An 11990-nucleotide genomic window follows, 5' to 3' on the forward strand; every position below is an offset into this window, starting at 1 on the left:
AGAAGGCTCAGTCGTCGGAGCCGTGGCACTCCGCGTACGGCTTGCCCGAGGTGCACCAGCAGGGGTCCGCGGGAGACGGGGGCCAGGGGGTGGCCTTGCCGCGGGCCGCCAGCGTGGTGGCGTACTCCGGGAGGAGGGACGGGGAGGCCGGGGAGGTCTTCTCGGATGCCGCGAAGGCCTCGTACGACGGGACGCTCGCCGTGACGATGCCGAGGTTCGTCGTGCCCGAGGTGGCCAGCGCGCGCAGGGACCTCTCGATGTGCGTGAGGTGCGCCTCGTGCGAGGGGTATTCCGCGGAGAGGGTGGGGTAACTGGTCAGGAGCTCGGCCAGTTCCCGCTGCGGCCAGTGCAGGATGGCCACGGGAAACGGGCGGGAGAGGGCGGCGCGACGGTCGCCCAGTTCCGCCCGGAGGCGGGCGATCTCGGCGCGGAGCTCGGCCGGGTCGTCGGAGCCGAGGGCCCAGATGCGCTTCGGGTCGTGCAGCTCGTCCAGCGGGATCGGGCCGATGTGGCGGGTGTCCGCGACCATGTCCCAGTCGTCGTGCGGGAGCCCGAGGAGCCGGCGCACACGGTGGCGTCCCGTCAGGAGGGCGGTGGTCGCGCGGGTGAGGGGGGTGCCCTCGGCGATCAGGAGCGTGGCCGCCTCGGTGAAGCACTCCTCCGACAGGGTCAGTTCGTCGTGTGCTTCGAGGGTTTCCGCGATGACCTCCCACGGGGCCGGGTCCACCGGGGAGGCGGCGCGGATGCCCTGGATGAGGGTGCGGGCCTCGGCCTCGTGCCCGTACTCCCACAGGTTCGCCGCCTGGAAGGCCTTGATGAGGAACGGGTCGGTCGGTTCGCCGGACAGCAGTTGGTCGTAGAGCGCGCTCGCCCGTTCGCGTGCGTCGGCCAGTTCGAGATGGGCCGCGGCCTGGAGGAGCAAGGGCTCCTGGTCTTCGGGGTAGCGGGTCGCCGTGCGGATGAGGCGCTCGGCTTCGGCGATGTGCTCGGCAGGCGTATCGGGGCGCATGGTTCCCACCGTACTGGTGCTGGTCTGTTGGCGGGGGAGGACTTAAGGTGCCGCCCGTGCGGGATCGCGTGCGCGTGGTGGTGCGGGGGGTTGGCCGACGGGAGCGTCGGGCAGCGTTGGCCGGGGCGCTGTGGGCCGTCGCCGAGCTGACCGTCACGGTGGGTGTGGTGTTGTTGCTGCTGGTGGTGCACCAGGTGTGGTGGACCAACCGGCAGGCCCTCGCCGCCGCGCAGCACCAGGTGGCCGACCTGGAGAAGGAGTGGGCCGCCACCCCCGCCCCGGCGCCTTCCTCTGACCCCTACCCGCCCGCTCCTGCTCCCTCCGTCGGGTCCGCGCCCGCGTCTCCTTCCGCGGCAGGGCCGGCTCCTTCCGGAGCCGGTTCCGCCGCGCCGCCGGCGCCCGCCCCACCCGCGCGGGAGTCGGCGTACGGGGTCCTGCGCATCCCCCGGCTCGGCGTCGTGGTCCCCATCGCGCAGGGGGTCGACAAGCGGGCCGTACTGGACAAGGGGTACGCCGGGCACTACCCGGGGACCGCCCAACCCGGGGCGGAGGGGAACTTCGCGCTCGCCGGGCACCGCAACACCCACGGGGAGCCCTTCCGGTACGTCAACCGCCTCACGGCGGGGGACGAGCTGATCGTCGACGTTCGGGGGCGCAGGTTCACGTACGTGGTGGGCAAGACCCTGGGGCAGACGAGCGAGCGGGACACCGGGGTGATCGCGCCCGTCCCGCGGAGCACGGCCGGGCCGGAGTACGGCTACGTCGAGCCCGGTGCGTACATCACCCTCACCACCTGCACGCCCGAGTACACCTCCAGGTACCGGCTCGTGGTCTGGGGGACGTTGAAGTCGTGAGGCACTGCCGCGTTGTCGGTGGGCGCGGTTAGTATCGGTCGTGCGTACGGGAGTTCGTGCGCAGGAGGGGAAGGGGGCGGTCTGCATGGCTCGGCAACGCAGTGGGCGGTGGCCGTCCTGGTCCTTCCTGGTGCTGGCCTGGGCGGTCATCGCTCCCCTGGTCCTCGGCCTGTCGGCCGAAGAGGGTGGCCTGAGCGCCCTCGTGGTCGTCCTCGGGGCCACGGTCGCCCTCGTCGCCGCGGGCGCAGCCGCTCTGGCCGCGCGTCTCGTGCGGCCCGTGCCGCCGCACCGCATACGCACCGCGATCCGTGATCGCGAGCAGCGCACGGCGTTCCTGCCGCAGCGCGATCCCGACGCCTCGGGCCGTTCGCGGCCGAGGGCGCCCGGCCGTGCGGTCCCGACGGCCGCGTAGGGGCGCGCAGTTCTCCTTCGTTCTTCCTCTTCTTCCCCTTCCTTCGCTGTTGTGCCCCTCGCGGGTCGTCACGCCGAAATGCATTCCTTTCGACGTTCGACGAGACCCTTCGGAGGGCCCGCGTGTCCGTTTTCACCCGCCTTGTTGTCGAGCTGGGCCGGCTGCTGGAGCCGGTACTGGCCGAGTCCGCGACCGCTGCCGCGATCGTGCTGTTCACCGTGCTCGTACGGCTCGCCCTGCACCCGCTGAACCGGGCCGCGTTCCGCGGTGCGACCCCGCTGGCCGGTGTCCTCCCCGTGCTGCTCCAGCTGCCGGTGTTCTTCCTCATGTACCGGGCGTTCTCCTCGTCCGGCGAGCTGCTGGACCACCGGCTGTTCGCTGCCCCGCTGGGTGCCCGGTGGAGCGACGCCCTCGGTGACGGAGGCCTCCTCGGGGCGCAGGGGCTGGTGTTCCTCGGGCTGTTCGCGGCCGTGGCCGCGGTCGCCGCGTGGAGCGCCGTCCGGGGCCGGCGGGCCGCCGCCGCGTCCGCTTCGGCTCCCGTGATCGCCGTCCCCCGTCGCAAGGGCGGGCCCGGCGTCGCCGCCGAGGTGAGCGCCGAGCAGCAGGAGGTGCTGCGCAAGCTGGGCGGTGCGCTGCCGCTGCTGTCGTTCGGGACGCTGATCACGGCCGCCGTGGTGCCGCTGGCCGCCGGGCTGTACCTGGTCACCACCACCGCCTGGTCCGTGGCGGAGCGGGCCTGGCTCCAGTACCGCAAGGACTCCCGGGCCCCGGCGGAGGCGCAGGCGGAGGGGGCGGGGGCCCGTTCCGGGATGTGAACACGGTGTTGCGGATTGGCCAGGCATCTTGGAGGATCAACCAATCCTCCGATGGCCGCAACCCATCGTCCGGCCCGGGGCACGCCCATGGGTCGACCACTCACGACCACGGGAGAATGCCCATGAAGCTGCTGCGTGTCGGACCGGTCGGGGCGGAGCGTCCCGCACTGCTCGACCGGGACGGATCCCTGCGCGACCTGTCCGCCCTGATCGCGGACGTGGACGGTGCCCTGCTCGCCGACGACTCCGCGCTGTCCCGGGTGCGGGAGGCGGCGGTGTCCGGGGAGCTCCCGGTCCTGGACGCGGAGGGCCTGCGGATCGGTTCGCCGATCGGCCGGATCGGCAAGATCGTGGGCATCGGGCTGAACTACTTCGAGCACGCGGCCGAGATCGGCGCGGAAGCGCCGGCCGAGCCGATCCTGTTCCTCAAGGCCGCGGACACCGTGGTCGGCCCGGACGACACCGTGCTCATCCCGCGCGGCAGTGTGAAGACCGACTGGGAGGCCGAGCTCGGCGTCGTCGTCGCCGGCACCGCCCGCTACCTCTCCTCCGCCGCGGAGGGTTTGGCGCACGTGGGCGGGTACACGCTGGTCAACGACGTCTCGGAGCGCGAGTTCCAGATCGAGCGCGGCGGCACCTGGGACAAGGGCAAGAACTGCGAGACGTTCACCCCGCTGGGTCCGTGGCTGGTCACCGCCGACGAGATCGAGGACCCGCAGGCCCTGGACGTGAAGCTGTGGGTCAACGGCGAGCTCAGGCAGGACGGCAGCACCGCCGACCAGATCTTCCCGGTCGGCGAAGTCGTGCGGTACCTGAGCCAGTTCATGACCCTGTACCCGGGCGACGTCATCGTCACCGGGACCCCGGCGGGCGTGGCCATGGGCCAGCCGGAGCCGAAGCCGTACCTGCGGGCCGGTGACGTCGTGGAGCTGGAGATCGAAGGACTGGGCCGTCAGCGCCAGGAGTTCAAGGGCGCTTAGCCGCTCACGCCCTCGCCGCCCGCCGCCAGCACGGCGCCGAGGGCGTGAGCGTGAGCGGGCGCGGCCGGGGCGCCGGTCAGCCCTTGGTGGAGGTGCGGCGCCGGCGGTTAGCGACGACCAGCCCGGCGCCCGCGCCGAGCGCGGCGGCGCTGCCGCCGGCGAGCAGCGCGGTCTCGGCACCGGCGCCCGTGCTCGCGAGCGAGCCTCCGGAACCGCCCGCCGCGGTGAGCTTGGTGTTGCCGCCCGTGCTCGTGCTGGTCGTGCTGGTCGTGGTCGAGGCCTGCTGGGCGCCGCCCTGGCCGGTGGATCCGCCCTTGCCCGTGTCGGGCTTGCCGGTCTGCCCCTCGGCGGCCTTGTCCTTGTCGCGGGCCGTGAACTGCCCGGTCTTGAGGAACTCGGCGCGGTCCGCGGGCGTGCCGTTGATCGCGGCGATCGCGGCCTTCTTCAGCTCCGTCCCGGCCTTGTTGAGCATCGCCCAGATCAGCACGCTGTTGTCGTCGTCGCGCAGCTCGTGCTGCGTCGTCGTCACGAACGTGCGCAGCTGCGCGGGGGTGGGGTTGCCTTCGAGGAGCTTGATGATGCCCTCCTTCAGGCCCCGGCCGGCATCCTTCAGCATGCCCAGCACCGCGACCCGGTCGTCCTCCGCCCGGACCGTGTGTTGGCCGGTCGTGATGAAGGCGCGGACCTGCTCGGGAGTGCCGTTGTCCAGCAGTTGGTTGACCGCCGCGGTGATGCCCTTGCCCGCTCCGTTGAGCATGCGCGCCAGTTCGACCTTGTCGTCCTCGAAGCGGGCGACGTGCTGGCCGTGCGTGAGGAACGCGGTGATGGCTTCCCGGGTGTCCACCCGCAGGGCCTCCCGGGCTGCCTTCCGCACCGCGGGACCGCCCGCGCTCGCGATCTGGGCGACCCGGACCCGGTCGTCCTGGAGCTGCTGCTGTGCCCACTCGACCTCAAGGAAGTGCCGCATGTCCGCGGCCGTACCCTTCAGCGCTTTCTCGGCCGCCTCGCGTACGCCGCGACCGCTCGCCGGGTCGGCCAGGATCGCCTGGATGGCGGCCCTGTCCTTCGCCGCCCGGGGGTCCTCCGTCGGCTTGTCCGCAGGCTTCTCGGCCGGCTTCTCCGCACCCTGGCCGGCCGGGGCCTGATCCGCTGCGGTCGGCGCCGACGCTGCGGCCGGCGCGGTGCCGTCGGCGGCGAAGGCGGGAGAGGCGAGCAGGACGGCCGGGGCGATCGCCGCGGTGGCAACGACCGATGCGATCCGGGGCAGCTTCACAGACAGATTCCATTCGTCATACGCGCGATGATCGACAGCCTGTGCAGGATAGATCGTTTACGCCCCTCAAACTGCATATTTTCAGGACAATGTAGTGCTCAGATCCACGGCCACTCCGTCCCGGGACGAGGTCCGGGCCGCCTCCAGCACGGCCAGGCAGCGTGCCGCCTCGTGAGCGGTCACCGGCGTCGGGCCGCCGTCGCGCAGTGCCGACGCCACCGCCGCGTAGTACGCGGGGTAGTCCCCCGGTGCGGTCGGAACCGGGGCCCCGCCGCCGGTCAGCGGGGACTCGCCGGAACCCAGCCGGCCCCACAGGTGCTCGGGCTCCAGGCCCCACGTGGTGCCTGCGTCGCCCGGCCGCTGTCCGTCGCGCAGGGCCGCCTCCTGCGGGTCGAGCCCGTACTTCACGTAGCCCGCCCGGGAACCCAGCACCCGGAAGCGCGGGCCGAGTTGCGCGGTGGTCGCGCTGACATAGAGGTGGGAGCGGACGCCGTTCGCGTGCGTCACGGCGATGAAGGTGTCGTCGTCCGCCTGGGCGCCGGAGCGGCGGACGTCGGTCTCCGCGTACACGCGCACGGCCGGGCCGAACAGCATCAGCGCCTGGTCGACGACGTGGCTGCCGAGGTCGTACAGCAGGCCGCCGATCTCCTCCGGGGCCCCCGACTCGCGCCAACCACCCTTGAGTTGCGGGCGCCACCGCTCGAACCGGGACTCGAAGCGCTGGATCTCACCGAGTTCGCCGTCGGCGAGGAGACGGCGCAGGGTGAGGAAATCGTTGTCCCAGCGGCGGTTCTGGAACACGGACAGGAAGGTGCCGGTCCGGTCGGCGAGGTCGGCGAGCTCGCGGGCCTCGGCGGCGGTCGCGGCGAGCGGCTTGTCCACGACGACGGGGATGCCGGCGTGGAGCGCGGTCGTGGCGAGCGGGACGTGGGTCTTGTTGGGGGAGGCGACGACGATCAGGTCGAGGGCCGGGGTGAGGTCCCAGAGCTCCTGCGCGGTGTTGGCGATCCGGACGCCCGGGTGGGCCTCGCGCGCCCGGGCCTGGCGGCCGGGGTCGGAGGTGACGATCGTGTCGAGGACGAGTCCGTCGGTGGCCGAGACGAGGGGAGCGTGGAAGACGGAGCCGGCGAGTCCGTAGCCGACGAGGCCGACGCGCAGGGGGGCGCTGGGGGAGGCGTTCATGGTGCCTACTTTGGCAACAGTGTTGCCTAAGTGCAAGGAGGGTGGACAATAGGCAGGTGGACTGGGGTAGCAGGGGCAATGGAAGCGGCGTGAACCTGCCGGCGCTGCGCGGGCACAACGACGCACTGGTACTGGACCTGCTGCGCGGAGCCGGGCCCGCCGGCCTCGGTCGCGCCGAGCTCGCCGAGCGCACGGGGCTCACGCCGCAGGCCGTCAGCAAGATCACCGCGCGGCTGCGGGCGGAGGCACTGGTCGGCGAGGCCGGCCGCAGCGCATCGACGGGCGGCAAGCCGCGGACGCTGCTGCGGCTCGTGCCGCAGGCCCGGTACGCGGTCGGCGTGCACCTGGACCGCGACGAGCTCAGGGCGGTACGGACGGACCTCGCCGGCGGCGTCGCAGCGGACCACCGGGAGCCGCTGGACTTCGGGGCCGGTCCGGACGCGGTGGTGGACGCGGTCGTACGGGCGGTGGCACGCGTGGCCGGAGACGCCGGTCCGGGGCCGCTGCTGGGCGTGGGGATCGCCGCGCCGGGGCCGCTCGACTGGCGGGCCGGGGTGTTCGGGCGGGTGACGGGGTTCCCCGCGTGGGAGGGCTTCCCACTGCGGGCGGCGGTCACGACGCGGCTGGGGGCGGGGGCTCCGCCCGTGGTGGTGGACAAGGACACCAACGCGGGGGCCGCGGTCGCCGGGGCGGGGACCTCGGTGTACCTGCACCTCGGCACCGGCCTGGGGGCGGGGCTGCGGCTGGACGGGGAGGTCTACCGGGGCGAGCGTTCGGCGGCGGGTGAATTCGGACACCAGGTGCTCAGCCTGGACGGGCCGCCGTGCCGGTGCGGGGGACGGGGCTGCGCGGAGGTGTTGTGCCTGGCGGCGGTGGAGCGCGGGGACCTGGCGGAGGCCGCGCGGATCCTGGGCGAGGGGGCGGCGAACGTGGTGGCGCTCCTGGGCGTGGACCGGGTGCGGTTGGGCGGCCGGGTGGTGGATTCCGCCCCGGAGGTGTTCGTGGCGGGGGTGCGCGGCGTCCTGGCGGCGCGGAGCCTGGGGGGCGAGGTGCCGGCCGTGGGCGTGGCCGAGGTCGGGGTGGCCGAGGGGGCCGCGGAGTTGGCGCTCGCGCCGTTCTTCGGGCGCGGCGGCTGAGGCTTCTGCCCGCGGCCAGTCGGCGGGGTGGTGTGGGGCCGATCAGGTGGCGCCGGGGGCTGGTCGTGCGTGGCGGCGCAGGCTGGTTCCGCGTGCGTGGGAGGGTGCGGAGGGGTCGGGGTGATTGTCGCCTCGTCCGATCACCGTCCCGTCCGATCACCGTCCCGTCCGATCACCGCCCCATCCGGCGAGCCGCGAAGCGAAGGTCTTCCATGCGACTGCGCAAAGCCCTTGCCCTCTCCGCCGTCCTGGTCGCCCTGTCCGCGCCGCGTGCCGGTGCGGACGTCGGGACCGGTGGCGGCGCCCGGCCGGCGCCCGCGCTGCCGTCCCGGATGGAGGCCACCTGCGGGGACGGGAAGAACACGGCCTTCCCCATCGGCGCCAGGATCCGGGGCGGGCCGGCCGTGTACCGGACCGGAGGCGGACCGCAGACCTGGTTCCTGGACCTCACGAACACGACACGTTCCGAATGCACCGCCATCCATCCGGTCGTCGTGTTCACGGATCAGGCCGGCGCGCTGCGCCCCGCGCACTTCCGGATGGAATTCGATGCCCCCGGCGGCACCTTCCCGGTCACCCTCGAACGGAGCGACCGCGACGAGATCATCGCGGTCTTCGACGGGGGCGAGGCCTTCTCGGGCTTCACCGTCCGCGCCGGAGGTTCCCTGACGGTCCGCGTCCACCTCGCCTTCGCCCCCGCAACCCCCGGCGGCGATGTCCTCGCCGATGCCGCCCTCGTCCAGCGCCGTGCTGACGACGGCGACTGGGTCGGCGAGGCGGGCGGCTACCGGTTCTCCGTCGAAGGACCCGACGAGGCGGCCGAGGCGGGATCGCTGGCAGACACCGGTCCGCGTGACTGGGCGTACGGCGGCGGAGCCGCAGCCGCCCTCCTCGCCGGCGGCGGGCTCGTGCTGGGCGCGCGGCGGCTGCGTACTCCCGCGCGCTGAACCCCGTACACCCGGCCCGCGTACAGTCCCAGCGTGGAAGAACGGATCCAGCAGCACCGCCCCGGCTCGCCCGTCCGCTTCGGCATCCCGGAACACGGTCGGGTCCCCAAGTACTACGCCGTCAAGGCCCGCATCGCGGACCTTCTCGACGACCTCGGGGAAGGCGGCCTGCTGCCCACCGAGCGCGACCTCGCCGAGCGGTACGAGGTGGCGCGCGAGACCGTACGGCAGGCCCTGCGCGAGCTCCTGTTGGAGGGCCGGCTGCGCCGCTCCGGGCGCGGTACCGTCGTCGCCGGTCCGAAGCTCGAACAGCCGCTGTCGCTCGCGAGCTACACCGAGGGCGTGCGGCTCCAGGGCCGCAGGCCCGGCCGCAACCTGATCGGGCTGGAGCAGTTCCCCTGCCCGCCCGACCTCGCCCCGGGCATCGGTGCCGAGCCGGGCGAGCCCGTGTGGCACCTGGAGCGGGTGCTGCTGGCCGACGACGAGCGGGTGGGGCTGGAGAGCACGTACGTCCGCGTGGCGCGGGCGCCCCGCCTGGACAGCGAGTTCCAGCCGGACTCCTCCCTCTACGGCTACCTCCGCGAGCGCCTCGGGATCTCGTTCGGGGAGGCCGACGAGAAGCTGGAGACGGTCCTCGCGACCCCCCGCGAGGCCCTGCTGATCGGCACGCCCCCCGCCCTGCCCATGCTGCTCATCCACCGGTTCTCGCGGGACCGGGCCGGCCGGCCGCTGGAGCGGGTGCGTTCGCTCTACCGTGGCGACCGGTTCAGCTTCACGACCCGGCTAAAGCCCTCGTAGCACCGGGCGGAGCACCTCGAAACGGAGGAAAACGGGCGCAGCGGCATCACGGAAAGGTAACGGGTCTAGTCCAAGTGTTGGGGGCTGTTCGCCGTCCCGTTGCCGCCGCGCTCCGCGCGGTCCACGGGCCGCGCCCACCGTGGACCGCGTGAGAGTCATAGTCGTAGGAGGCGGCGTGGTCGGCACCATGCACGCCTGGCAAGCAGTCGAACGCGGCCACCAGGTCGTCCAGATCGAGCGGGAGGCCGAGGCCCGCGGCGCTTCGCTGCGCAATTTCGGCCAGATCTGGGTCAGCGGACGGGCCGGGGGCGAGGAACTGGAGACCGCCCTGCGCGCCCGTGACCTCTGGGAACGGATCGGCGGGGAGGTGCCCGGCCTGGGTTTCCGCGCGATCGGCTCCCTCACCCCCGTCCGGGGCGCCCGCGAGTACGCCGTCGCCGAGGCCGCCGCCGCCCGCCCCGACGCCGCCGCCCGCGGCTACGCACTGGTCACCGCGGAAGAGGCGCGGACGATCAACCCAGCCCTGCGCGGCGTCTTCGATGCCGCCCTGTGGTGCGCGCGGGACGCGGCCGTCGAGCCGCGCACCGCACAGCTCCACCTGCGCGAGGCCCTCCGTACGCGCGGCCGGTACACCTTCCTGCCCGGACGGGAGGTGCGCGAGGTCGTCGGGAACGGCGCCGTCCGCGACGACCACGGCGAGGTCCACCGGGGCGACGCCGTCGTCCTCGCCACCGGAGCCTGGCTGTCCGGGCTGGTCCGCGAACTGGTCCCCGACCTGCCCGTGCGCCGCGTCCGGCTCCAGATGATGCAGACCGCCCCGCTCGGCGAGCCGCTCACCACCTCCGTCGCGGACGCCGACAGCTTCCGCTACTACCCCGCGTACGAGGGCCCCGCCCTCGACGCCCTCGTCGCCGGGCAGCCGCAGGCGTCGATCGCCGCCGCGCACAAGATGCAACTGCTGATGGTCCAGCGCCAGGACGGCGGTCTGACCATCGGCGACACCCATGAGTACGAACACCCCTTCGCGTTCGACACCCACGAGGACCCCTCCGCGCACCTCACCGAGGTCGTCGAATCCTTCCTGGGCCGCCCGCTGCCGAAGGTCCGACGCCGCTGGGCGGGCGTGTACGCGCAATGCACCGACACCACCCGAGTCGTCCACCGCCAGCAGGTCAGCGACGGCGTCTGGCTGGTGACCGGACCCGGCGGACGAGGGATGACCTGCTCGCCCGCCATAGCCGAGACCACCGCGAACGAACTGGGCTGGTAGCCGCCGTGACCACCGCACGCAAGAACGACCTGATCGTCCTCGACATGGCCGGCACCACCGTCGCCGACGGCGGCCTCGTCGAGCAGGCCTTCGAACGCGCCGCCGAGCGCCTCGGCGTCCGACCCGGCACCGCCGACCACCGCGCCAAGCTCCACTACGTACGCGACACCATGGGCGAGTCGAAGATCTCCGTCTTCCGCCACCTCTTCGGTACGGAGCAGCTCGCACAGCGCGCCAACACCGCCTTCGAGGAGGCGTACGGAGAACTCGTCGACGGAGGGCTCATCGCTCCCGTGCCCGGCGCCCGCGAGGTCATCGAGACGCTCCGCGCCGACGGCCGCACCGTCGTCCTGACCACCGGATTCGCCCGCGTCACCCAGGACGCCATCCTCGACGCCCTCGGCTGGCAGGGGCTGGCCGACCTCACCCTGTGCCCCGCCGACGCGGGCGGTCGCGGCCGGCCCTACCCGGACATGGTGCTGGCCGCGTTCCTGCGCACCGGCGCCGTGGCCGACGTACGGGAGGTCGTGGTGGCGGGGGACACCGCGTACGACATGCTCAGCGGCCGTCGCTCCGGAGCCGGCATCGTGGCCGGCGTCCTCACCGGCGCCCACGACCGGGCGGCCCTCACCGAGCACGGCGCGACCCATGTCCTCGGCTCCATCGCCGAACTGCCCCCGATCCTGGTGGAGTCGGCTTGAGCGGCATCCGCTTCGACGCGGTGTCCGTCGCGTACGGCGCCGCCACCGTGCTGGACCGGCTCGATCTGACCGTCGAACTGGGCGAGGTCCTGGCGCTGTTCGGCCCTTCCGGCTCGGGCAAGACCACGGCGCTGCGCGCGGTCGCCGGTTTCGTACGACCCGTCGCGGGCCGGGTGCTGATCGCAGGGCGGGACGTCACCGCGCTCCCGCCGCACCGGCGTTGGCATCGGCATGGTCGTCCAGCAGTACGCGCTCTTCCCTCACATGCGGGTGCAGAAAACGTGGCGTTCGGCCTCAAGGCGCAGAAGGCCCCGAAGGCCGAAGTCCCCGGGCGCGTCGCCGAGGCCCTGGAGCTGACCGGGATGGCGGCGTACGCCCGGCGCCTCGAATCCGACTACGCGGCAGCCTGCGTGGTCGCCGGCGTCAACATCGCTGGAGCGTCGACAACGTCAAGCGCGGCTGATCCGGGGCCCGCCCGCGGTCCCGCCCGGGGTCTCGCCGGGTCCCCGTAGTCCGGGCTGTGGACGCCGAAAGCGTCCACGGCCCGGCCCCGATAGGGTGGTACAGACCAGCGGTCCGCAGGCCATAGGCCACACGTCGCGGGTCACAGGTC

The 11990-nt window shown here is 73.3% G+C and carries 13 protein-coding genes; 10 read left to right on the forward strand and 3 right to left on the reverse strand.

The annotated features are described in order from the left end of the window. Window positions 1-7: 7 nt before the first annotated feature. The gene (locus ABZZ20_RS17375; RefSeq protein ID WP_356870262.1) at window positions 8-1009 is read right to left on the reverse strand and encodes an SEC-C domain-containing protein; all 1002 of its coding nucleotides are present in this window, start codon (window positions 1007-1009) and stop codon (window positions 8-10) included. 56 nt (window positions 1010-1065) lie between these two features. On the opposite strand from ABZZ20_RS17375, the gene ABZZ20_RS17380 reads away from it, so the two are divergent. The 4 genes from ABZZ20_RS17380 (at window position 1066) to ABZZ20_RS17395 (ending at window position 4070) form a co-directional block, all read left to right on the forward strand. Then, window positions 1066-1863 carry a class E sortase gene (locus ABZZ20_RS17380; protein ID WP_356870264.1) on the forward strand — a complete coding sequence of 266 codons (798 nt, stop codon included), beginning with the start codon at window positions 1066-1068 and terminating at the stop codon, window positions 1861-1863. Window positions 1864-1948: 85 nt separating this feature from the next. Next, window positions 1949-2275 carry a DUF6412 domain-containing protein gene (locus tag ABZZ20_RS17385; RefSeq protein WP_356870266.1) on the forward strand — a complete coding sequence of 109 codons (327 nt, stop codon included), beginning with the start codon at window positions 1949-1951 and terminating at the stop codon, window positions 2273-2275. A 122-nt stretch (window positions 2276-2397) separates the two neighbouring features. After that, window positions 2398-3090: a YidC/Oxa1 family membrane protein insertase gene (locus tag ABZZ20_RS17390; protein ID WP_356870268.1), complete on the forward strand. Its 693-nt coding sequence runs from the start codon at window positions 2398-2400 to the stop codon at window positions 3088-3090. Between the two features lie 122 nt (window positions 3091-3212). Continuing rightward, on the forward strand, window positions 3213-4070 hold the full coding sequence (locus ABZZ20_RS17395; RefSeq protein ID WP_356870270.1) for a fumarylacetoacetate hydrolase family protein: 858 nt from the start codon (window positions 3213-3215) through the stop codon (window positions 4068-4070). 76 nt (window positions 4071-4146) lie between these two features. Here ABZZ20_RS17395 and ABZZ20_RS17400 read toward each other — a convergent pair whose 3' ends face one another. After that, complete coding sequence (locus ABZZ20_RS17400) at window positions 4147-5343, reverse strand: ALF repeat-containing protein (RefSeq protein ID WP_356870272.1); 1197 nt, start codon at window positions 5341-5343, stop codon at window positions 4147-4149. 81 nt (window positions 5344-5424) lie between these two features. After that, a complete protein-coding gene (locus ABZZ20_RS17405) occupies window positions 5425-6525 on the reverse strand; it encodes a Gfo/Idh/MocA family oxidoreductase (RefSeq protein ID WP_356870274.1) in 1101 nt (366 codons plus the stop codon). Between the two features lie 56 nt (window positions 6526-6581). Between ABZZ20_RS17405 and ABZZ20_RS17410 the strand changes: the two genes are divergently transcribed. From ABZZ20_RS17410 to ABZZ20_RS17435, 6 genes are all read left to right on the forward strand, one after another. Beyond that, the gene (locus tag ABZZ20_RS17410) at window positions 6582-7661 is read left to right on the forward strand and encodes an ROK family transcriptional regulator (protein WP_356870276.1); all 1080 of its coding nucleotides are present in this window, start codon (window positions 6582-6584) and stop codon (window positions 7659-7661) included. A gap of 212 nt (window positions 7662-7873) precedes the next feature. Continuing rightward, a complete protein-coding gene (locus tag ABZZ20_RS17415) occupies window positions 7874-8608 on the forward strand; it encodes a hypothetical protein (RefSeq protein WP_356870278.1) in 735 nt (244 codons plus the stop codon). 33 nt (window positions 8609-8641) lie between these two features. Beyond that, window positions 8642-9406, forward strand: coding sequence for a GntR family transcriptional regulator (locus ABZZ20_RS17420; RefSeq protein WP_356870280.1), 765 nt, complete (start codon window positions 8642-8644; stop codon window positions 9404-9406). Window positions 9407-9554: 148 nt separating this feature from the next. Next, on the forward strand, window positions 9555-10676 hold the full coding sequence (locus ABZZ20_RS17425; RefSeq protein WP_356870282.1) for a TIGR03364 family FAD-dependent oxidoreductase: 1122 nt from the start codon (window positions 9555-9557) through the stop codon (window positions 10674-10676). A 5-nt stretch (window positions 10677-10681) separates the two neighbouring features. Further along, window positions 10682-11377 carry a phosphonatase-like hydrolase gene (locus ABZZ20_RS17430; protein WP_356870284.1) on the forward strand — a complete coding sequence of 232 codons (696 nt, stop codon included), beginning with the start codon at window positions 10682-10684 and terminating at the stop codon, window positions 11375-11377. Continuing rightward, complete coding sequence (locus ABZZ20_RS17435) at window positions 11374-11889, forward strand: ATP-binding cassette domain-containing protein (RefSeq protein WP_356870286.1); 516 nt, start codon at window positions 11374-11376, stop codon at window positions 11887-11889. Before ABZZ20_RS17430 ends, ABZZ20_RS17435 begins: the two co-directional genes overlap by 4 nt. Window positions 11890-11990: the final 101 nt, after the last annotated feature.

Source organism: Streptomyces sp. NPDC006430, assembly GCF_040612395.1.
GTDB lineage: Bacteria > Actinomycetota > Actinomycetes > Streptomycetales > Streptomycetaceae > Streptomyces.

What these genes read in the sequence shown, in the direction of transcription:
- ABZZ20_RS17395 (WP_356870270.1), top strand. Translation starts at nt 3,213, where the DNA reads ATGAAGCTGCTGCGTGTCGGACCGGTCGGGGCGGAGCGTCCCGCACTG.
- ABZZ20_RS17405 (WP_356870274.1), bottom strand. Translation starts at nt 6,525, where the DNA reads ATGAACGCCTCCCCCAGCGCCCCCCTGCGCGTCGGCCTCGTCGGCTAC.
- ABZZ20_RS17385 (WP_356870266.1), top strand. Translation starts at nt 1,949, where the DNA reads ATGGCTCGGCAACGCAGTGGGCGGTGGCCGTCCTGGTCCTTCCTGGTG.
- ABZZ20_RS17375 (WP_356870262.1), bottom strand. Translation starts at nt 1,009, where the DNA reads ATGCGCCCCGATACGCCTGCCGAGCACATCGCCGAAGCCGAGCGCCTC.
- ABZZ20_RS17415 (WP_356870278.1), top strand. Translation starts at nt 7,874, where the DNA reads ATGCGACTGCGCAAAGCCCTTGCCCTCTCCGCCGTCCTGGTCGCCCTG.